22 protein-coding genes and 1 tRNA gene are annotated in these 21235 nt (G+C 44.6%); 16 read left to right on the top strand and 7 right to left on the bottom strand.

All coding sequences use genetic code 11. The features are described from left to right. Positions 1 to 333: 333 nt before the first annotated feature. Positions 334 to 1974 carry an MAC/perforin domain-containing protein gene (locus KOD92_RS03260; protein ID WP_215232075.1) on the bottom strand — a complete coding sequence of 547 codons (1641 nt, stop codon included), beginning with the start codon at positions 1972 to 1974 and terminating at the stop codon, positions 334 to 336. A 189-nt stretch (positions 1975 to 2163) separates the two neighbouring features. After that, positions 2164 to 2673: a hypothetical protein gene (locus tag KOD92_RS03255; RefSeq protein WP_215232074.1), complete on the bottom strand. Its 510-nt coding sequence runs from the start codon at positions 2671 to 2673 to the stop codon at positions 2164 to 2166. A 356-nt stretch (positions 2674 to 3029) separates the two neighbouring features. On the opposite strand from KOD92_RS03255, the gene KOD92_RS03250 reads away from it, so the two are divergent. The 3 genes from KOD92_RS03250 to KOD92_RS03240 are packed head-to-tail and all read left to right on the top strand — an operon-like array spanning position 3030 to position 4680. Then, positions 3030 to 3545 (top strand): hypothetical protein, encoded by a 516-nt coding sequence (locus KOD92_RS03250; protein WP_215232073.1) that lies wholly within the window; start codon positions 3030 to 3032, stop codon positions 3543 to 3545. A 34-nt stretch (positions 3546 to 3579) separates the two neighbouring features. Beyond that, positions 3580 to 3822 carry a hypothetical protein gene (locus KOD92_RS03245; protein ID WP_215232072.1) on the top strand — a complete coding sequence of 81 codons (243 nt, stop codon included), beginning with the start codon at positions 3580 to 3582 and terminating at the stop codon, positions 3820 to 3822. Positions 3823 to 3876: 54 nt separating this feature from the next. Continuing rightward, positions 3877 to 4680: an SOS response-associated peptidase gene (locus KOD92_RS03240; protein ID WP_215232071.1), complete on the top strand. Its 804-nt coding sequence runs from the start codon at positions 3877 to 3879 to the stop codon at positions 4678 to 4680. Between the two features lies 1 nt (position 4681). Here KOD92_RS03240 and KOD92_RS03235 read toward each other — a convergent pair whose 3' ends face one another. Further along, positions 4682 to 5059 carry a hypothetical protein gene (locus tag KOD92_RS03235; protein ID WP_215232070.1) on the bottom strand — a complete coding sequence of 126 codons (378 nt, stop codon included), beginning with the start codon at positions 5057 to 5059 and terminating at the stop codon, positions 4682 to 4684. Positions 5060 to 5146: 87 nt separating this feature from the next. Between KOD92_RS03235 and KOD92_RS03230 the strand changes: the two genes are divergently transcribed. The 3 genes from KOD92_RS03230 to KOD92_RS03220 are packed head-to-tail and all read left to right on the top strand — an operon-like array spanning position 5147 to position 7247. Further along, positions 5147 to 5947: a DNA-formamidopyrimidine glycosylase family protein gene (locus KOD92_RS03230; RefSeq protein ID WP_215232069.1), complete on the top strand. Its 801-nt coding sequence runs from the start codon at positions 5147 to 5149 to the stop codon at positions 5945 to 5947. Beyond that, on the top strand, positions 5947 to 6477 hold the full coding sequence (locus KOD92_RS03225; RefSeq protein ID WP_215232068.1) for a hypothetical protein: 531 nt from the start codon (positions 5947 to 5949) through the stop codon (positions 6475 to 6477). The genes KOD92_RS03230 and KOD92_RS03225 overlap by 1 nt, the downstream gene beginning before the upstream one ends. 11 nt (positions 6478 to 6488) lie before the next feature. Next, entirely contained in the window at positions 6489 to 7247 is a 759-nt protein-coding gene (locus KOD92_RS03220; RefSeq protein WP_215232067.1) for a hypothetical protein, read from the top strand. 64 nt (positions 7248 to 7311) lie between these two features. On the opposite strand, the gene KOD92_RS03215 is transcribed toward KOD92_RS03220, so the two are convergent. Further along, positions 7312 to 7611 carry a hypothetical protein gene (locus KOD92_RS03215; protein WP_215232066.1) on the bottom strand — a complete coding sequence of 100 codons (300 nt, stop codon included), beginning with the start codon at positions 7609 to 7611 and terminating at the stop codon, positions 7312 to 7314. A gap of 298 nt (positions 7612 to 7909) precedes the next feature. Here KOD92_RS03215 and KOD92_RS27645 point away from each other — a divergent pair, with 298 nt between their 5' ends. Both KOD92_RS27645 and KOD92_RS03205 read left to right on the top strand, forming a co-directional pair. Beyond that, a complete protein-coding gene (locus KOD92_RS27645) occupies positions 7910 to 8224 on the top strand; it encodes a response regulator (RefSeq protein WP_215232065.1) in 315 nt (104 codons plus the stop codon). A 65-nt stretch (positions 8225 to 8289) separates the two neighbouring features. Beyond that, on the top strand, positions 8290 to 8676 hold the full coding sequence (locus tag KOD92_RS03205; RefSeq protein WP_215232064.1) for a hypothetical protein: 387 nt from the start codon (positions 8290 to 8292) through the stop codon (positions 8674 to 8676). A 50-nt stretch (positions 8677 to 8726) separates the two neighbouring features. Here the strand turns inward: KOD92_RS03205 and KOD92_RS03200 are convergent, their stop codons facing one another. The 3 genes from KOD92_RS03200 to KOD92_RS03190 all read right to left on the bottom strand — a co-directional run bounded on the left by KOD92_RS03200 (position 8727) and on the right by KOD92_RS03190 (position 10612). After that, entirely contained in the window at positions 8727 to 9047 is a 321-nt protein-coding gene (locus KOD92_RS03200; RefSeq protein ID WP_215232063.1) for a hypothetical protein, read from the bottom strand. A 119-nt stretch (positions 9048 to 9166) separates the two neighbouring features. After that, positions 9167 to 9250: transfer RNA gene (locus tag KOD92_RS03195), tRNA-Leu, on the bottom strand. A 114-nt stretch (positions 9251 to 9364) separates the two neighbouring features. Beyond that, a complete protein-coding gene (locus KOD92_RS03190; protein WP_215232062.1) occupies positions 9365 to 10612 on the bottom strand; it encodes an ABC transporter permease in 1248 nt (415 codons plus the stop codon). A gap of 70 nt (positions 10613 to 10682) precedes the next feature. Here KOD92_RS03190 and KOD92_RS03185 point away from each other — a divergent pair, with 70 nt between their 5' ends. The 8 genes from KOD92_RS03185 (at position 10683) to KOD92_RS03150 (ending at position 21234) form a co-directional block, all read left to right on the top strand. Then, positions 10683 to 11969 (top strand): asparagine synthetase B, encoded by a 1287-nt coding sequence (locus KOD92_RS03185; RefSeq protein WP_229254498.1) that lies wholly within the window; start codon positions 10683 to 10685, stop codon positions 11967 to 11969. A gap of 165 nt (positions 11970 to 12134) precedes the next feature. Further along, on the top strand, positions 12135 to 13379 hold the full coding sequence (locus KOD92_RS03180; protein WP_215232061.1) for an efflux RND transporter periplasmic adaptor subunit: 1245 nt from the start codon (positions 12135 to 12137) through the stop codon (positions 13377 to 13379). 6 nt (positions 13380 to 13385) lie between these two features. Continuing rightward, complete coding sequence (locus KOD92_RS03175) at positions 13386 to 14828, top strand: TolC family protein (protein ID WP_215232060.1); 1443 nt, start codon at positions 13386 to 13388, stop codon at positions 14826 to 14828. A 119-nt stretch (positions 14829 to 14947) separates the two neighbouring features. Further along, a complete protein-coding gene (locus KOD92_RS03170) occupies positions 14948 to 15610 on the top strand; it encodes an ABC transporter ATP-binding protein (protein WP_215232059.1) in 663 nt (220 codons plus the stop codon). Positions 15611 to 15799: 189 nt separating this feature from the next. Next, positions 15800 to 17044, top strand: a complete 1245-nt coding sequence (locus tag KOD92_RS03165) for an ABC transporter permease (RefSeq protein ID WP_215232058.1) — start codon at positions 15800 to 15802, stop codon at positions 17042 to 17044. Between the two features lie 99 nt (positions 17045 to 17143). After that, the gene (locus tag KOD92_RS03160; RefSeq protein WP_215232057.1) at positions 17144 to 18310 is read left to right on the top strand and encodes an ABC transporter permease; all 1167 of its coding nucleotides are present in this window, start codon (positions 17144 to 17146) and stop codon (positions 18308 to 18310) included. 261 nt (positions 18311 to 18571) lie between these two features. Next, positions 18572 to 19942 (top strand): sigma-54-dependent transcriptional regulator, encoded by a 1371-nt coding sequence (locus KOD92_RS03155; RefSeq protein ID WP_215232056.1) that lies wholly within the window; start codon positions 18572 to 18574, stop codon positions 19940 to 19942. Then, positions 19939 to 21234, top strand: a complete 1296-nt coding sequence (locus KOD92_RS03150) for a sensor histidine kinase (RefSeq protein ID WP_215232055.1) — start codon at positions 19939 to 19941, stop codon at positions 21232 to 21234. The genes KOD92_RS03155 and KOD92_RS03150 overlap by 4 nt, the downstream gene beginning before the upstream one ends. Position 21235: the final 1 nt, after the last annotated feature.

Genomic DNA, 21235 nt, shown 5'->3' with positions numbered 1-21235 from the left:
GGTATATGATAAAATGCGTCAAAAGCGAGTAGTACCGGAGTGGAAAGCTTGATACTTACGATTGTAGCCGCTCACAATTCACTAGTCTATTTTGGACTTTACTCTTCGGAGTAAAGTCCTTTTTATCACGCGAATGATTGAAGAGTCTATCCTCAAAAAAAGCTGATTCATACCTCGACCATCTTCCTCTAAATCTGCCCTCAATATGACAGTCAAAGTTTCAAAGGACAATGAACATGATGTTTCCCGTGACTCAAAACATAAGTTGCTTTATATTACCTCTTAGAAATTAACGGTAAATTGAACTGCTTCGGTCGCAACTCGGCTTTGATGCTACCAACTCGATACTGCGGACTTCAATAATTTGCTTGCGTCACTGCACTTCCTAATTCTATCTATAGGCATCGAAACTTGCCTCATGATCGGTTGTGTATTGTTCAAATGATGAAAAGGATTTCTATTATAAAAGCTCGCAGCAACAAAGACTTGAGCATTACTATAAGGAAGGTCGACACTTTGGGCGCCTGCAATAGTTTGATATAATAATACCCCCGTGGACTTATCTCGAACGATCACATTAACGCGAAGAAACAGGACTCCGGCTGTACCCAAGAAATCAAAGCATTGCTCTGAATTTGAAAGTGATATTCCTCCACTTATAAGTACTCTCGCACCTCGGACCCCAGGTGGAATAGTCCCTACAACTTGGTCTCCCATTTTTGAGACGTCATAGTCCTTCCAGCCTGTATCAAATATCGGAGCCTCTTCATTTGATGGTTTTGCGTTGACACGCGTTAGAGATACTTTGACGGGCTTTGGAATTTTCGGTAGTCTTAACGTTGGCTCCGAAACATAAATTGAAGATAACGAGTCCGCCACCTGATTTAGATAGGCTATTTGATTTTCATTGGCGTCCCAGAGATTCGGCCAATCGTCTTCAGTAGATCGGGGAAATTGATCCAAATTATTGCGGATATATAGAAGGTTCCAACGATTCTCCATACACCGATCCATCGTTGGTGTCAAGCTTTGTAAGGCATACGTAAGATTATTTAGGCGATTAAATTTTGCAATCGCATCATTCCCGAGAATACTGATATAATTTTCCCTTTTCGTTTCAATCACGGTAGGGTGCGCTCTGACATACTTCACAAATGCGAGAGAATAACTTTGTAGGGAATCTATCGTTGGAATTTCCTCAACTCCGCCTTCTCTAATTAGGCTCAGCTTAATATTGCTGAATGATTTAAGTGTACTGAATACTTGATCAAGGCTGCTTGATAGCTTTCCCTTCACAAACATGCCATTTGCCGACGCATTCAGCGTAGCCTGGTTTTGCTTGAACTCTTCAAACGTTGATGAAGATATCTGCACTATGACCGTCAACCTTCCTCCCATTGTTGCGCCTTGGATAAAACTATTGCCGCAATGAGCAACAAAATCAGGGAAGTTTTTTTTTGCCATTGCCTTATACTTGCCCTTCATTTTTTTTTCAACTAATGATACTTTGTCCGTGACGATCGTTTCGCGTATGAATACATAACTACTGTACTGCGAAACGCCTTTGGAATCATAATACGAATAAGAGCCATCTGTCTTAAAGCTTCCGTATTTAAAACTTGCTGAAGCGGCTAAGCCTAGTTTTTCTCTCAAAGTAAAAGTATTAGTGATTTGCTCGGATTCGTATAACGCACTCGGCGCAGGCGTTACTAATAATTCCTTTTTGCGATTACTGATGTCGAATTCCATGCATTGTTCACATGCGGTGGCGGTAATTGTGTTATACCCGGAACCGTATTGCTCGAAACCAAGCGAGCCACTCCCAGCATACGCGGAAGAATCAGGAGGGAGTTCAGTTAAGCTGGAATTGCCAGCAATGGGATTTTCTTTTCCCTTATGGATAAAATAGTACAACACATAGGAGGCGATAACCAAGATCACACCGGCAATTAGAGCCTGCGAAAATTTTGACATTGCAAAGAGAGTGGTTGGAGTACATCTTCAAGGTACCGATTCTTTAAATAATAGCGAAAGCAGAATAATCCAGATGGATGATTTCTTACTAACCGGTCAATATTTAGGTATTGAAGCGATCTCAATAATGAAAGGATCACAAGGTCCTTCTCTGTTATTGACCACTAGCTCGTTCCATTAGCCGACATTTTAGTAGTTAGTTCGAGCGGTCTTGAAAAGCGCCAATGCTGTTCTTAGTGCCTCATGCTCATCCCAACCCCAAAAGGTGCCTTTCAGCAGCTGAATATTGCCATCACAAACCAGTTCCCCTGCGTCTGGATCATCGCTGTGAACATTAATCAACTGCGGCTCTTCAATGGTAACTAAGGCGTCATCCGGTCCTAAAACATGCACAATTTCACCGTCTTGAGTTATCGTCATCTGAAAGGGACGCATCCCATCGCTGAGAGGCTCTACATATTTGTCAATTTCCAACCCTGCCTCTGTTTTTGGCACTTCGATAGGTTCTGCTTCTGTGTCGAGAAAACCCGACAATAGGTCAGCGTATTCCTTTCTGCTAAATGCGGCTTGCGGCAGGTCCGAGTTTAATCCCGAGAGCACCACCCATACTTTATCGGGCTCACTAATCGGTTGAAAATCTTCTTCGAAGGCCAGTTTCCAATCCTGGTAAGCTTGGTTTAGTTCTGAATTACGATCCATGTTGTTGTAAAGGTTTGTGCACTAGGAAGGAAACAATATCTGTGCCCAACGATAACTTGAAACCTTCAAAACAACGGTTAAAAAAAATATCAGCACAACCTTGATTTCCTAGCTACCGAATTGATACTTTTGAAACCAAGATACTGGTACCTTAAATATCATCAACATGAAAAAGCTAGATGTTCAGCAATTTTTGCTCTCCGGAGCTCTGGAATATTTGAATCAAATTACACCAGTCCATAGCAAATTCTACGGGCCATGCTACTTGTCTGCCATTGACGGGGCGGCCTACGTCGTCAGGTTTAAATACACTGACAAGTGGGAGATCGACACTTGCGTAAAATGGATGAGATGAGATGGCACACTGGGAATCAGATGAACGGGGATATTTAAGGATTACCGACGTGGTATTTATAGAGCCTGATACCCTTGTCGAATGCGCAACATTTCCAGCAAGGCTTTTGTCTGGTGAGAACCCATATTCAAAAAGAATGATATTGCGCCAGGTAAGAGTCGGGAGTGAACACCGCAAAAGCGAAAAGGTTGATTTTATTAAAAAACATATTGGCGCTGTCATTGAAGGAGGATTTGAATTTTTTAAAGTGCCGCTCGACAAAGGTATTATGAAGCGCTTCATTGATCATCAGATACCGACGATTGAGGAGGAAATCTTCGTAGTACCGCCGGGGCTATATATTATCACAGACATCATACCACTGCGTCGCGGGCAACAGAATGTTTTGAAGACTTACAAGCCTGCAGAAGGCGAAACTGAACATATACTCCACTTTTATCAGGGCATTTACCACCCAACCAATATCAAGGATATCAAGGTGATCAAAAATCCCAAGGAGTACCGGAAGGGTATTTGATAAATTTTATACATTGGGCAGAAAATCATGAAGTATGATTATTCTTCCAGATGATTTCGAGATAGAATTCGAGGGCATGCAGCTGAAAATCAAAATCCACACGATGATTGAGCGGAAGGTTTTTGAGGTAGTCTTTCCAGATGGTAGAAAAAACCTGATGATTAGCAGGTCAACGGTATTCGATGGTAGTAAAGTTTGGATGTCAATTCCGGAGGGCAGGCAAAAGGAGGCGCTTTCGATTGGGGCTAAAATAGTTGAGTACTTTAAAAGTCTTTAAATTATGTGCTACTACAACGGTCAAAAGGTAACCCGAACGGAATATATCACCTTAATGGAGCTCGAAAAATCCATTGCGGGTATCACTGAATTGAAGCGGCCAACTGTGCTTGGCCCTGATTCCCCACCCATGGTTGTGTTGAAGCCAAACCAAGATCGAAGCGATTTCGAGATCACAACTATGCGCTGGGGTTTTATCCCGAGCGAGCTTAAAAATATGGAAATGGTGAAGCGGTTCGAAAATGGATATAAAAAGGACGATGGGACACATCAAACCGGATATGATACGGAAAATGCCCGTGGAGAGGAGCTGATTTTGATAAATCCAAAAACAAAAAAGCCTAAGATTTACAGTGAAGCGGCGCTAAGTAGACGGTGCTTAATAATTTCGAATCAATACTATGAATGGCATCATGTATACCGGACAAATAAGCGGACCGGGGAGCTGCTCAAAACACCTGACAAATACCCTTTTGCGATCAAAGTAAAAGGGAAGGAGTATTTCTTTATGGCTGGGATTTGGAATCCCTGGACTGATCAGGAAACCGGTGAAACAATGGATACACTTTCAATTATCACTACCGAAGCAAATCCATTAACGGCTCTAATTCACAATTCGAAAAAGCGGATGCCGACGCTTCTTCCTGACGAATTAGCATGGGAATGGATGATGACAGATGTGCAGCCGGAGCGAATGACTGAGCTTGCCACCTTCCAATTTTCCGAGGAAAAGATGGAGGCATTTTCGATTAACCAGAAGTTCCAGTTTACAGGAGAGGATCCATATCCAGTGAACTATCCTCAGCTGGCCGGCACAGGATTGCCCGGGTCTTATTCCCCTCAAATTTCATTGTTTTGACTTAATCTTCATCATTTTCACCGTTTGCAAGATTTTCGAACTCTTCAACAGGATAAAAGAAGTCGTCAAATCCTAGTGAGGTAATACCAACAACTTTGTCGCCGTCCACACATACTTTTATTATTTCACCTACCATCGCAGATGATTTGGAAACACGGAGGACCTGCATGCATCGAAGAATGAAAAATCCAGTAAAGTCAAGAGTCTCTGCATTGGGTACTGAGGCAAAAAGATTTCTGCCGCCGAACCTGTAAAACTTGGCGCCGATCTGTAATTTGAGAACAGCGGACAATGCCGCGCCGCTGATCGTTGGTTGCAGGCCGTCAGCATCCAATTGCTGAATCTCAAAATCAATAATCTCTGCGACGTGAGTGTCCATTAAATAAAGCAATTGACCGGTTGAAAAAATAAAAATGCAAATATTTAAATTAAAGCTTAGCACAGCACCTAACCTTATCCTAGAAATATGCCAGAAGTACCTGAATTGAACCTTGTAGGGCTGACCCTGCAAAAACACTTTAAAGGTCAGAGAGTCGAATCAATCGAGATCCTTTGGAAAAAGAGGGTCAAAGCCAGCCAGGAAGAGTTTGATGCTAAAATCCCAGGCGGAAAGCTTCAAAGCGTCACGCGAAACGGGAAAGAGCTGCATTTGCAGTTTGATAATGGGAATGTGCTTGGCATACACATGATGCTCACCGGCCGGATGCATCTACTCCCCACCGATGAGGAGATTAAGTACCCGATTTTCAGGCTGATTTTCGAGAACGAAGCTGGTATAGCTGTCGCCGATGGAATGGGGCAGGCAAAGCCGATCCTCAATCCTGAAATCCCAGATGTGCCAGATATTATGAGTGAAGAGTTTTCCCTTGATTATCTTAAAGGCATCTTGGCAAAACGCTCAAAGAAAATTAAAGAGTTAATTCTTGATCAAAAAGTAATGCGTGGCATAGGAAATGCATACGCAGACGAGATCCTCTGGCATAGCAAAATTTCACCATTCTCGGACGCGAATGCTATCCCGGCAGGGAAGGTGAAAGATTTGTTCGAATCAATTAAATCGGTCACCAAAGAAGCTACCGATGGGCTTGAAAAGCTTAAATTGAACGACAAGGTTTTCGAGATGGAGAACTACGATCACCGATTCATTCATAATTCTTCGAAAAAGTACGCTCCGGATGGATATGAAATATTGAAAGGTAAGGTTGGAACTTCGAAGACATATTATACTGATAATCAGGTTTTATACGACATAATTAACCGTAAGTGATGATGGAAGTGGACATAGAACAGAAACTTGGATGGACACGCTACAGCGATTTTAGGGAGGGGAATTTCTTTTTATTGAGCGGAAACCTTGCTCTGTTGAGGACAGTTCACATGTACACGGGAAAACCAACATTAGTATTAGAAGATGTCAAAAACGGAAAACAATACTTTATTAATCCTAAAAAAGAATCCGATTTTCTTTCGATTAACTTGGAACCGTCCCGTCTGGGAATTGAGCCACATGATCGCCTGAAACTATTTCACAACAATGATTTAATACTTATTGACATAAGTAATTTTGAAGTTACAAATTACGAAGACGAGCCGCCGAATACAGTCACATATAACAAAAGGGGATTCGAGGTTATTGATCGAGAAACTAAGGCAAAGTTGGCCGAACAGCGATATGTACCAGAGGAGAATATCTACTTCGGTATTCAGTATGTTCATGAATTACAAAACATCTACGAAGATTATTTTCCAGAAATGAAAGACGAGCTGGATAAATTAATTATTTCAAGCCTGTCCTAAATACAACGATTATGAACAAACAAGTTGCTTCAAAAGTAGATCGAGACCGATTTGGGTCGACTAAATTCAGTTCTCTCCGTCCAGGCAACATCGTTTCCATAACGACCATCTATAAGGAAAGTAAAAGCTATTCTTCAATTTGGGAGGTAATATCAGTAGCTGGGACGAAAATTGCGGTCAAAGAGATTGAGCATGGTAAACAATTTGAAGTGGATATCGCGACCAATGAATATGCCTGGCCAATTAACTTTGAACCATCGCAGTTTGGGTATCCTAAGTTAAGCGAGCAAAAACAATTCGTTGTCGGCGCTACCAAGCTCATTAGTATCGAGAGATGGCAAGAAAGCCCGGCCTGGAAGGAAGGTCCCGGCAAGCTGTATGAAGAGCTGACGAGGTCTAATCCCCATGTGGACTATTCGGACCTAACTGAATTTCAATTCGAAAGAACCCATACCGGATATGAAGTTTTGCGTGCATGTGACAATGCAGTGCTTTTTAAAGCAAAATTTAGCAAAACGATGAATGAATGGATTGGGCTACAAAATATTCATGAGCTGCAAAACGTCTATTCAGATAAATTGCCAAATGAAAAGCTTGACCTGTCCGAATTTATAGCATTACGCATCAGAAAGCAGCAATTTGAACGCAGGCAAATTGATAGATTTGGGGATGAAGGATATCAAATCAGAAACCTGGATGGGTACTATCAATATGTACTGCGTGACGGAACGATGGAGAAAATACAGCCTATTAATCTGCCATTGTATTAAACAAATGGCAACCATATACGGCTTGCAACAAAACAGGGAACCGGTAGACGTGAAGCCATTTTGGCTATTCTTGAATCTCTTCGATCATCCTTGCAATTTTCAGGATGCGCTCGTTGAGCTCCTTGGCTTTATTGTGGAAGGTTAAATTACGTTCTTCTAAGACGTCCATTCTCTCTCTTGCTATTTGAGCAATCGCTTCATATTGATCAGCATTGGAAGGCTTTGTGTAGATGTTCATAGCGGAGTAAGTTTTTGTGAGCTCGCCACTTAACAAAATGCATGCCAGATTCAGAGGGGCTTCCCCTGTCCCGAGGTAAGACAATAAAAAAGCCGGGATCATTGTCCCGGCTTCAACTATCATCATCGTTCATAACTTTGTTACGTATCTCATAAACCCTGTCGATTAGATCACGGGCTTTTTTACGTAATTCTTCCTGTTCCGCCATAATCTCCTTACATCGTAATATTGACTGCTTCGATTTCTCAATCGCCGACTCTGCTTTCGCTCTCAACGATTCGTCCAAGACAGTGATTGGTAAGGGGTGTATACCAAGTTATGAATATTATTCCAGATTGGAGATTCAGAAAGGCTTCGCCTTCTGTTAGAGCAGGCTTTTGAATAGCTAGCGGATTCGAACAACACAGTCTACTTCCGGGATGGATTGGACGCGCTGAAATACCAAAATGGTAATATAAGACCTCCCTTTATAATCTTATCCGACATAAATCTGCCAAGGCTGGACGGATTAGAGTTGAGGAGAAGGCTCAAAGAAGATGCTTCGCTGAATCTTAAATGCGTTTCGTACTTATACTTTACTACTGCGCTGACACATCAAGTAGTGATTGATGCATATAGCTGTTCTGCGCAAAGGTTTTTCGTGAAGTCGTCTAATTTTAATGAAATCAAAGAAACACTCGGATTTATTGTAGAATACTGGACGCGGTGCACTTCACCTAATAAATTCAGTGGCAACTGAAAAATTAAACAAGAGGCGTCAATCTCCTTGAAGTATCTTTGGGAAATTTAATAACATGCTTTTTTATGTCACGATGCTTACCATTTCTAATCATTGCATTAGCTGCGACAATCTCGTGTAAGAAACCCACCCCTGATCCTGTTGTCGAAGCTCACATTGAAAGGTTGGGGAAAATTTTGGGTCAAGACTTGATCCCTAGTAAAACGCAGTTTGAATTTATCAAGGATGAGAGTGCGGACACAAAGCTTATTACTAGCGCACAAGTAGACTCTATCGAGATGCAAGTGCGGGGGATGGGAATAGGTGTGCGAGGGATAATTCTAGGTAACGAAAGCGAGAAGGTATTTAGCTACTATGGCTGGATGATGGAAGGGGATAAAGTTAGGCTAGGAATAAATGACATTAATCATGATGTCAGAACCCCCAGAAATTATTATTGGGCAATCAAGTAACCCGCAAATGGATCGGCAAATTATAAACCGAATTCAGGTGAACCATATAATCACCTTTCACTAGTGAATTCCGCATCCGGATATTCCTTGCACGCTCTTAGCAGATCTTGCAAATAGGGAAGAAAATATTCATACAAGCCCCAGCCATTTGGAGAATCCATGCTTTGGAATTTGTCTGGCTCGGTAAGCAAAGTTTCAATTCCTTGGCTTAAAGGCTCGATCAATTGTGAGGCCTTCGAAAAGCCATGTTCATTGCCATACCAAAGCAATTCGTACAAGCCAACCTCCTGGGCTTTGTGCCTGTTGTTATGAGTGGTGCTTTTGGTGAACACCAATTCGTTCTTGAAAGTCAAGCTGATATGTAATCCCATGGTGGTCGAGATTTAGGTCACAAAGAAGAAAAGTGCAGGTATGCGTAACGAGATGCGTAACATATAAAAATAAAAAGAGCATAAGTGATTGAAAAACAATCTATTATGCTCTTTCGTAGTACCCAGAGCCGGAGTCGAACCGGCACGAGTGTAACCTCATTGGTGTTTGAGACCAACGCGTCTACCGATTCCGCCATCTGGGCATTACCTTACTTGTTGGGAGTGCAAAAGTAGACGAAAAAACAGATTTAGCAAGTCCAGCACGCAAAAAAGTGTTGCTAAATATATCTTTTTATTTTACCCAAAACCTAATAGCCTTATTCATAGCGCAATGCTTCGATCGGATCCAGGCGCGATGCTTTTATGGCCGGGTAAATTCCTGAGATAACGCCCACAAACACGCAGACCGCGATGCCCATTGCCATCCAGAGCCACGGAACCACGAAAGTGCTGTCGGTACTGATAGAGGTTGAAATGATATTTCCGATAATAATACCCAGAAAAAGTCCGCCGATTCCGCCCAGGATACAGACCACGATCGCCTCGATTAAAAACTGAAAACGGATCACGCTGGGTGTGGCCCCAAGCGATTTTCTGATGCCGATCTCGCGAGTACGCTCGGTGACGGACACGAGCATGATATTCATTAAAGCAATTGACGCGCCTAGCAACGTGATGATCCCGATTCCGAACCCGCCTAAACGCAGATAACCCGAAACTTCCTCGAAATCCTTGGCCATCGCGTCGGCGCGGTCGATCTCAAAGGAGTCTTCTTTGCCCAGCGGATCGTGGCGGAGACGGCGCATAATGCCACGCGCTTCTTCCACCACCAGGTCACCATCTGCCATGGTAGGTGCCGAAGCCGTCGTATTGTAAGTAAGTGATTGATTTGCAGCGAGACCGCGGCCGTTTTCGAGCGGAATAACAATGATCCTGTCCGAATCATTGTCGCCGCCAAGCGAGCCTTTCTTTTGTAAAACGCCGATCACTTTATACCGGCTGCCCATGAATGTGATCTCTTTGTTGATCGGATCCGCCCGTTCGAAAAGTTTTCGCGCAACTTCCTGGCCCAGTACCGCCACATTCAGCGACTTTTCCATGTCGTTTTTATCGATATTCCTTCCCTGATCGATCTTGTAGCCCTTTATCCCAAGATACTGGTCGTCGGAACCGACTACGCTGCTGTTCGGGTTTGTTTTTTTGGATTGATAATTCACCTGGACTGCGCCTGCGATATCCGCAGAAAGTGACACTTTCGCATCCGCATAAGTGCTCCGGAATGTTTCGGCAAAACTTCTGGCTTCGCGGTAATTGATCGCAGGATACTTTTTGCTCCGCCGGCCACGACTGAAATAATCATCGTCATACCTGTTGCGGACCGTGAATGTATTCGCGCCGAGATCGGCGAAACTGCTGTTTACCGAACTTTGAATGCCTTCGATAGCTGTGAGAATACCCACCAGAGAAGTAATCCCGATTGCAATGATAAGCGCTGTGAGCACCGTACGCAGCAGATTACTTTGGATCGACCGGAGACCTTCGTCCACATTTTCGCGAATATTCATAAGTATAACAGCTGGTGCTCGTTAATGATATTATTTCTATATTTAATCATTATAATATGTAAAACTGCGCATGAAACCTGAAAGAATCAAACCAGTGATACGCCTGATTGTCCCGCTTATCATTTTTATGGCAATCTCCTTCAAAGGGATGTCCAACCGGATCCTGATACCGATGGATGACAGTCAGAAGAATCATTTAAAGGCTTACGGAATATCTTTCTGGATCCTCAAAACTTTTGAAATGGAAATGGACTGGCTGCTCAATTATCGCGGCGGCAGTTTTATGGTTAACTATACGCAGCAATTTGCATCAGAAATGACTGTTCGTGGCGTCAGTTTCGAAGTGATTTCAGAAGGTCAGGCGGGGCAGATACTGAACCAGATCAGCGCGCCGGATGTGAATATGGATGCAGTAAAATTGCAGAAAGCACCGAAAGTGGCCGTTTATTCGCCTAAATCAAAATTGCCGTGGGACGACGCGGTGACGCTGGTGCTTACCTATGCTGAAATTCCGTATGACGTGATTTATGATGAAGAAGTGCTGAGTACGAAGCTTCCCGAATACGATTGGCTCCATTTGCACCATGAAGATTTTACGGGGCAATTCGGAAAATTCTATCAATACAAAGATTTTCCCTGGTACCGCGAGCAAAAGAAGGAAGCTGAGGAAACTGCTAATAAATTCCAGTTTGCGAATGTGCCTCAAATGAAGCAGGCTGTCGCCAAAAAAATCGCGGAATTTGTGAGCGGGGGCGGATATATGTTCGCTATGTGCAATGCGACCGACACTTTTGATATTACGCTGGCTGCCGAAGGGATAGATATTGTTGACGCGATGTACGACGGAACGCCGGCCGATCCGACTGCAAACAGCAAATTGAACTACGACAATACATTCGCATTTAAGGATTTCAAAACCATTCCTTATCCTTACGAAATCGAGTTTTCGGATATTGATAACCAGCCTGACGAACGCGGGTTGCTGGAATCGAACGACTTTTTCTCACTATTCCAGTTTTCGGCTAAATGGGACCCGGTACCAAGTATGCTGACCCAAAATCACAAGACTCTGATCAAAGGTTTTCTGGGACAAACTACTGCATTCAAAAACAGGCTGATCAAACCGGAAGTGATTATTCTGGCTGAAAATAAACCTGCGAAAGAAGCGAGATATATTCATAGTACGCACGGAAAAGGCTTTTTTACATTCTATGGCGGGCACGATCCGGAAGATTACCAGCACAGGGTAGGAGAGGAACCGACCGACCTGAACCTGCATCCTAATTCGGCAGGATACCGGCTGATTTTAAATAACATTCTTTTCCCGGCTGCAAAAAAGAAGAAGCTCAAAACCTGATCTGAATGCAGCTGTTCCAAATCACACAAACCGTGCGCTACCGCACGGTTTTTTGTTTTTAGAATTTAACTAAAATACTGAAAAACAGGTAGTTGGTAATTGGCACAGATTTCGAATACTTATAGGCATATTAGCCATGAATTCGAATCAAATCAATTACCTCCAATGGATCGGGAAGTTGCCCCTGAGTATCTGAAAACATCAAGAAACCGGCGGTGGCTGATCATTATAGCCATCGTCGGTGCAGTGGGTGTTATTTTTTACTTTTTTAGAAAATCACTTTCCAGCACTTTGGAGAGCGCACGGATCAGGACTTCGGTGGTAGAAACGGGCGATGTTGAAAATACACTTACTGCGTCCGGTGAGGTGATTCCAGCCTACGAACAGATTTTTACCAGCCCGATCCGCGCGAGCATTAAGCGCATTCTGATCACGCCAGGTACCCGCGTTCAGCCCGGCCAGCCGATTGTAGAGTTGGATAAATCGCTGACAGAAATTGAGTTTGAACGCTATCAGGATCAGCTTGAACTGAAACGAAACAGCATTGACCAGCTGAAAATGAAGTTGAACAAAGATCTATATGATGCAGAGATCAACGATCGCATTAAATCACTCAATATCAATAAGCTGCGGGCGGATCACGAAGATGCGAAACGTTTGCAGAAGGTCGGCGGCGGCACTGCGGAGGATATTACCAGGGCTGAAAATGCATTGAAAATTGCCGAGCTGGAAAAGCAGCAGCTGGAAAATGATCTGAAATACAACCGTGAATCGATGGGCGCCAGCCTGCGCGAAACCGAATTGGGAGCGCAGATAGAAGGGAAAAACCTGAAAGAATTGCAGCATAAGCTGAAAATGGCCGATATCGTCGCCGATCGCAAAGGTGTGCTGACGTGGGTGAATGAGAATATTGGTTCTTCCGTCAATGAAGGGGAGATGCTGGCGAAGGTTGCTGACCTCGGTAGTTTCCGGGTGGAAGGAAGTTGTTCAGACGTATATGCGGATCAGGTTAAGTCGGGGCTGCCGGTTATTATCAAGATCAATGAAACCGAAATGCGCGGCCTGATCACACAGGTGAAACCTTCCGTAAAAAATGGCGTGATCGGGTTTACAATTCAACTGGACAATGCGAAAAACGAATCGCTGCGGCCCAATATGAAGGTGGAAGTGTATGTGGTGACGAATAAAAGTGCGAAAACGCTCCGCATTGCAAACGGGCCTGCATTTACAGGAAAAAGAAAACAATATGTTTTTGTACTGGAAAACGGCGTGGCCCGGAGAAGGGCCGTCGAGCTCGGACTTTCAAATTTTGATTTTGTAGAAATAAAAAGTGGCTTGAAAGTAGGCGAAAAGGTGATTATGACGGATTTGAATGATTATGAACATTTGGAAGAGCTCAACATTCAATAACCTACGATGAAAAACCTCTCCTTTGTTCTGATCTTTTTTCTGTTCCAAAACGCCCGCGCGCAAGTCCAGCAGCTGACTTTGCCTGAGGTGGTGCAACTGTCGCGCCAGCATTCTATCGCTTCTAAACAGGCTACTACACAGAAAAAGACGAATTACTGGCAATACCGTTCGTTCCTGGCAGATTACAAGCCGCAGCTCGCATTGAGCGGGACTATTCCGGGGTTTACAAGGAGTTTTGTAGAAGTTGTCCAGCCCGACGGTACTATACTTTTTCAGCCGGTTTCTTATAACAACGGGATATTGGGATTGTCGCTCAGCCAGAATATTGCAGCAACCGGCGGGACGATTTATGTGCAGCAGCAAATGCAGCGCTTTGATGATTTTGCAAGGAAAACGACGCGTTACAATGGTATCCCTTTCGAAGTAGGGTTTAAGCAGCCGCTTTTTCAATTCAATCCTTTGAAATGGGACCGGAAGATCCAGCCTTTGAAATACCAGGAAGGTAACCAGCAATTTATCCAGTCGCTGGAACAGGTTGCACTGGATGCTACCGGCTATTATTTTGAGTTGCTGGTGGCGCAGGTGAATTTGCAGATCGCCGAGAAGAACCGGAGCAACAATGATACTTTGTATAAGTTCGCGCAGCACAAGCTGGAACTTGGTAAAATTTCTCAAAATGACCTGCTGCAATTGCAAATGGGTTTGCTGACAGCTCAAAAGGACCTGGCGTCGGCACAGCAATCGGCTGCGGTGGCTTCTCTGAAACTCAAATTGTACATGGGGTCGAGGGATGAGCGGGATCTGGAACTGGGTATCCCGCTGGAAGCGAAGGAGTTTGATATTGACACGCGACTTGCATTGGATGAAGCTTTTGCCAACCGTTCGGCCGCGATCGGATTTCGGAGGAAGATTTTGGAGGCGGAAAGGGATGTGCAGTCGGCCAGGAAAGATAATGGGCTGAATGCTTCGCTGAATGCGACTTTTGGACTTTCAAATCAGGGTAGCAGGCCAGGGGAGATTTACGTGAGTCCGCAGGATCGTGAATTTGTGGAATTACAGCTGGTACTGCCGATCATGACGTGGGGCCGCAACAAAGCTAGAACGGAAGTGGCACGCGCCAATCAGGAATTCGCGCAGCAATCGGTTGAGCAGGAGAAGCTGACTTTCGAGCAGGAGATATTCACGCAGGTAACTCTTTTGCAAATGCTCCAGAAGCAGGTAAAGTTGACGAAGTTAGCCGACGAAATTGCCGCAGAAAGGTACCAGATTGCAAAAGAGAGATTCATCCTCAGCGACCTGAGCGTAACCGATCTGGGAATAGCGACCCAGGAAAAAGATATTGCAAAAAGGGACTATATCCTTGCGCTGAGAGATTACTGGCAGTCCTATTACAGTCTAAGATTGTTGACTTTATATGATTTTGAACAAAATAAAAAAATAAGTTACTAGGCTTTGCGCAATACCCTAAATCCCTGAAGGGACTTTTGCGGGGGATTTCAGCATCACTCATTCACTCATTCACTCATTCACTCATTCAATCATTCAATCATTCAAAATTAAACCCCGCCATGATCAGACTCGAAAATGTTGAAAAAGTTTACCGGACCAGTTCTATTGAGACGCTGGCGCTGAATAATATTAACCTGAATGTAAAAAAGGGAGAATTTGTGTCGATCATGGGGCCTTCGGGTTGCGGGAAAAGTACGCTGCTCAATATCATGGGCCTGCTCGACGCGCCTTCGAAGGGTTACATCGAAATCGATGGCAGCCGGGTTGAACAGTACACCGATAAAAATCTGGCGCATTTACGAAATCAAAAACTTGGCTTCATTTTCCAGAGCTTCCATTTGATCAATGACCTGTCGGTGATCGATAATGTGGAAATACCCCTTTTGTACCGTAACAGTTCTGCGAAAGAGAGAAAAGAACTGGCGCAGGAAGCATTGGAAAAAGTAGGGTTAAGCAACAGAATGAAGCATTTCCCAAAACAACTCTCAGGCGGACAGAAACAGCGCGTAGCCATTGCCCGCGCCATCGTAGGGAAACCAGAGATCATCCTGGCCGACGAACCGACCGGTAACCTTGACAGTGTAATGGGCAACGAGATCCTGAATATCCTGCAAAAACTGAACGAAGGCGGCGCCACCATCGTCATGGTAACCCACGACGACGCAATGGCCAAAAAAACGCACCGGCTGATACGATTGTTTGACGGAACGCAGGTGGTTTGAAAAAGGGAGGAAAGGGAGGAAGGGAGGAAGGGAGGAAGGTAGGAAGGGAAGATATTTTTCTATTTGTTACAATTTCTCCATCCTCCCTTTCCTCCATCCTCCATCCTCCTTTCCTCCATCCTCCCTTCCTCCATCCTCCCTTCCTCCATCCTCCCTTCCTCCAAAAACTTTGCTAAAAACACAAAACCTATGTTTTCAAACTACATCAAGATCGCCTGGAAGGTGTTGCTGCGGCATCCTTTCTATACTTTTATTACCCTTTTTGGCATTAGCCTTACTTTGACGGTGCTGATGGTGCTCACTTCTTTTTTAGATCACCTTTTTGGCGCGCATTATCCTGAAAACAAGCGCAATAGGTCGCTTTATGTGGGAACTGTGGTTCAGACCGATTCCAGTGGGACAACTACTTCTTCCGGGCCGGCCAGTTTTGGGTTTCTTGTCAAACATGCGAAGTCTCTGAAATCAGCCGAAAAGGTTACGATCTTCTCCAATTTCAGTTTTTCCAATACTTATGTGGATGGTAAAAAGATCAAGCTGAATACGAAATACACGGATTCTGAATTCTGGTATGTGACGGGCTTTGAGTTTTTGGAAGGAAAGCCTTATAACGATACCCATATCCAAAACGGCGATCATGTGGCAGTGATCACTGATGCATTGCGCGACCAGTACTTTGACACAAATGGTGAAACGGTAGTCGGGCGGAATATCGAGATCGAAAACGTGATCTATAAGGTGATAGGCGTGGTCAAAGGCAGCCCGCCGACACGATTGTATACCTATTCCGACATTTATTTCCCTTACACAGCGCCGAAAAGCAACTATGAAAACAAGGGAATGCGTGGCCGTTTCGTCGCGATCGTTCTCGCAAAGGATCAGTCTGATATGCCTGCGGTTCAATCGGAATTTGACAGTAACATTGCCCGTATACCGAATAAAGAAATTCAGGATGGGCAGAGATACACCGTGCTGATCGTGAAAGCAGACAAATATTTTGACCATTTCGTGAGCACTTTTGCCAGAAGCAATTCCCAAAAGGTTATGTTCTATACTGTTGCTTCGCTGATATTACTGATGTTTATGGGGCTGCCGGCTATCAATCTGGTCAATGTAAATGTGAGCCGGATTTTGGAAAGAGCTTCTGAAATTGGTGTCAGAAAAGCGTTCGGCGCGCCTTCGAAGGCATTGCTGTGGCAATTTATCATCGAAAATATCTTCATCACTTTTATAGGAGGCGTTTTCGCGATCATTTTGTCCTCTATCGTCATCAGTTTTATCAATTCCAGCGGCTGGATCGCCTACGCCGACCTGACGATCAACGTTCCTGTATTTGCGATCAGCATAGCAGTTTGTCTGTTGTTCGGGTTCTTGTCCGGCGTGCTACCCGCATTCAGGATGTCGAAATTGAAGATAGTAGATGCACTAAAAGGATAAAACCCTCAATCCCTGAAGGGACTTTTTTTGCGCTCAGGTTGGAACAACGTTAAAGCCCCTTCAGGGGTTGGGGCACTTAATCATTAAAAAAATACAGCTATGCTATCACATCTCTTCAAACTTATTTGGAACAAAAAAGGGGCTCATTCTTTGCTTATTATTGAGATATGGGCTTCGTTTATGGTTTTGTTCGGCGTGCTTTCGCTCATTGTTTATAATGTGCGCAACTATCTGCAACCCGTTGGCTTCGAATACGAACACGTATGGAACCTGGACCTGGCGAGTAATCAGGATACGCTGGAAGTAGCAGCGAAACTGGAACGCGCGCTGCAAAGGGTTAAGGCTTACCCGGAAGTGGAATCTGTGTCGAGAATGAGCAGTAACACGCCATTTTCTGCCAATCAGATGGGGAATTCTGTTACTTATAACAAAGTGGAAGTCGGCGCAGATTTTTACAGTACCGACGGCGAGCTCAGTAAGACACTGGACATGAAGATGCTGAAAGGGCGCTGGTACCAGGAGAGCGACCGGGTGTCCAAATTTGTTCCTATTGTTATTAACAAAGCGATGGAAGACAAGCTTTTTCTGGACGAAGCGGCGATCGGGAAGGTGATAAAAGTTGATGATAAGAAATCCTTCAAAGTAGTAGGCGTCGTGGACAAGTTCAAATCGAGAGGGGAGTTCATGTCAGACGAACCGGCTGTTTTTGAGCTTCTTGCAAAAGACGATGTATGGAATGCTAATATGCTGATCAAAACCAAACCCGGAACAGATGCGAACTTTGAAGCCAAACTGGTAAAGGAAATCGCAGTTATGCTTCCCGGCTGGGGTATTGAGGTAAGTTATTTGACAGAATCGCGCAAAAACCGACAGAACCTGACGCTGGTACCCGTGCTTATTTTCTTAATAGTGAGTGGATTTTTGCTTACTAATGTGGCGCTGGGCCTGTTCGGGATATTAAATCTGAATATCTCCAAAAGAAAGAACGAGATCGGTTTGAGGCGGGCGATGGGGGCGACGGAGAGTCGGGTAACTACTCAGTTTTTAGGTGAAATATGGGTACTTGCCAGTTTTAGCCTGCTACTTGGTTTAATCTTCGCCGTGCAATTTCCAATGATGAATGTGTTCGATCTCGATAGCGAAGTATATATTATCGCTATTTTCGCAGGTATTGTGGTCATTTACCTCATCGTAACCCTCTGCGCCTGGTTCCCCAGCAAACAAGCCGCAAGGATCCACCCGGCGGTAGCGTTGCATGAGGAGTGACCGGGCTGGGAAGGACCCCCAACCCCTAGGAGGGGCTTTTGCGAAGTGCAAGCAAAACGCAAAAAGTCCCTTCAGGGATTTAGGGTAAATGCCGAAACGCATAGAACCAGACAAGTAACATTGAAAGGACCCCCAACCCCTGGGAGGGGCTTTTGCGAAGTGCAAGCAAAACGCAGAAAGTCCCTTCAGGGATTTAGGGTAAATGCCGAAACGCAAAGAACCAGGCAAGTCCCTTCAGGGATTTAGGGTAAAAAGATAAATATGCTCCTGATAGTCGACGACGATATTGCGATACGTACTTCACTGACTTTATTGCTCAGAAGTGAGGGGTTTGTGGTGCAGGGAGTGGGTTCGCCGGAGGAGACTTTTGAGGTGCTGCGTACTGCAAAGCCCGAATTGATTTTGCTCGATCTTAACTTCTCTATCGAAACTTCGGGCGATGAGGGAATGCAGCTATTGCAGCGCATTAAAAAGAGTTACCCCGCTATACCGGTGATCCTGATCACGGGCTGGGGAACGATCGATCTGGCGGTGAAGGGAATGAAGGAAGGGGCGATTGATTTTATTACCAAACCCTGGCAAAACGAATACCTGATCCAGTCCGTGCGGACGATCCTGAACCTGGCGCAGCAGGAGCCGCAGTCGGAAAGCCGGCGGAAGCTTGAACAGAAATATCATTTCGAAAATATTGTAGGCAGCGACGCAAAGCTGCTGGATATCCTCAGCACAGTGGGCCGGGTAGCCGCAACCGACGCGCCCGTGCTGATCACAGGCGAAAGCGGCACGGGCAAAGAGCTGATCGCTGAGGCTATTCATTCCAATAGTAAGCGAAAAATCCGCCCATTTGTGAAAGTCAATCTGGGCGGGATTTCTTCAACCTTATTTGAAAGTGAGCTTTTTGGCCACGTGAGAGGCGCATTTACCGACGCTAAATCCGATCGGATCGGGCGGTTTGAAATGGCGAATAAAGGTTCGATTTTTCTGGATGAAATAGGGGAGCTTGATCTGTCAAGCCAGGTAAAGCTGCTGCGGGTATTGCAGGAACGGACTTTTGAGCCGCTGGGTAGTAGCAAAAGCCGGACGGTTGATGTGCGGATCATATGTGCCACCAATCGAAATCTGGAAGAAATGGTCGCTCTGGGTACGTTTCGGGAGGATCTTTACTACCGGATCAATCTGATTACCGTCAAGCTGCCTGCGCTGCGCGAGCGTCCGGGTGATATTCCATTGCTTTCAGAATTTTTTGTAAATAACCTCAAAACTATTTACCAGCGTCCCGATATCACAATTAGCCCGGGCGCACTTAAATGGTTGAAAACGTTACAATTGCAGGGTAATATCAGACAATTGAAAAATCTGGTGGAGCGTACTGTACTGCTCTCTCCCAAGGATATACTAGACATCGCCGATTTTCAAAAAAACCTGACCGTTGGTCAATCAGCTGCTGCTAAAAATCTGCCGGAGGTTGGGTCCATTACTTTGGAAGAAATGGAATATCAAATGATTTCAAAGGCAATGAATTTTCATCAGAACAAGATCAGTAAGGTGGCGAGGTCGCTTGGGATAACGCGGTTTGCGCTTTACCGGAGACTGGAAAAATACGGCATTTCCTTCGATCCCGACGAGCAATGAAGGTTTCTACAAGGACTAAGTATATCCTTTATGTGACAGTGCTGCACCTTGTGCTGGTCCTGCTCGTATACAAGATCCTTTCGCAGGATAAGCTGATGTTTATCCTTTCCGAAATCTTTCTTTTTCTGTCGGCTGTGGCTTCCATTCAGTTATACCGCAATTTTATGCAACCTATCCAATTTGTGAAATCCGGGATCGAGGCTATCAAGGACAAGGACTTTTCGATCAAATTTGTGCCCACAGGAAAGGGCGAGATCGATACTTTGATTGAGGTGTACAACCTGATGATCGACCAGCTTCGTGAAGAACGGACGCGACTTTACGAGCAGCATTTCTTTCTGGAAAAACTAATCGAAGCCTCGCCTATTTCCATTATTATTCTTGATTACGACAACCGGATTGAATCCCTTAATCTCAAAGCAAAGGCGCAATTTGGTACGCAGGCCGAAGGTTTAGCAGGGAAATCACTGGACGAGACCGCGCAGCCGCTGCTGGAAGAGCTGGTCAATATGCAGGATGGCGAGTCTAAGGTTGTGAAGACAAATGGTATCGTAACTTACAAAGTGCAGCGGTCGCATTTTATGGATAAGGGTTTCAAAAGGTCGTTTCTGATGCTCGAAGAACTGACGAACGAAATTCTGGAATCGGAAAAGAACGCGTACGGAAAAGTGATCAGGATGATGGCGCACGAGGTGAACAACACCCTCGGCGCGACGGATTCTATTTTACAAACCACCCAAAACATCCTGCCCGACACCGATTACAGAGAGTTGAAAGAAGCACTGGGAATTGCTTCTGAGCGTAACCACCGCTTAACGAGGTTTATGCGGAATTTTGCGGATGTAGTCAGGCTACCAATGCCGACAAGTGCGCCGACAAATGTTGGCAAGCTGGTCAAAGACGTAGCTATTTTCATGGAGCCCACAGCCACTGGAAAGGGAGTTGCTATGCAGGTATTTTTACCAGAAATTGAAGTGACAAAAAAGCTCGATAAGGGGCAAATGGAGCACGTGCTGGTAAATATCATCAAGAATGCAATTGAAGCCTGCGAGCCCGGGAATCAGATCGAATTATACGTTTCCGATTCAGAAATCGTGATTAGAAATAACGGGTATCCTATTGATAGCGAGCGAAGTGCGAAGCTATTTAATCCTTTTTTTAGTACGAAAAGAGACGGGCAGGGGATAGGTTTGACATTAACCAGGGAAATTCTCGCCAACCACGGTTATGGTTTTTCTTTACAAACCAGGGAAAATGGATGGACTGCGTTCACGATCGAAATACCCGCCTGAG

Source organism: Dyadobacter linearis (genome assembly GCF_907165045.1).
GTDB lineage: Bacteria > Bacteroidota > Bacteroidia > Cytophagales > Spirosomataceae > Dyadobacter > Dyadobacter linearis.
The sequence above is the reverse complement of the archived record's forward strand: the minus strand, read 5'-3'. Positions and strand labels throughout refer to the sequence as shown.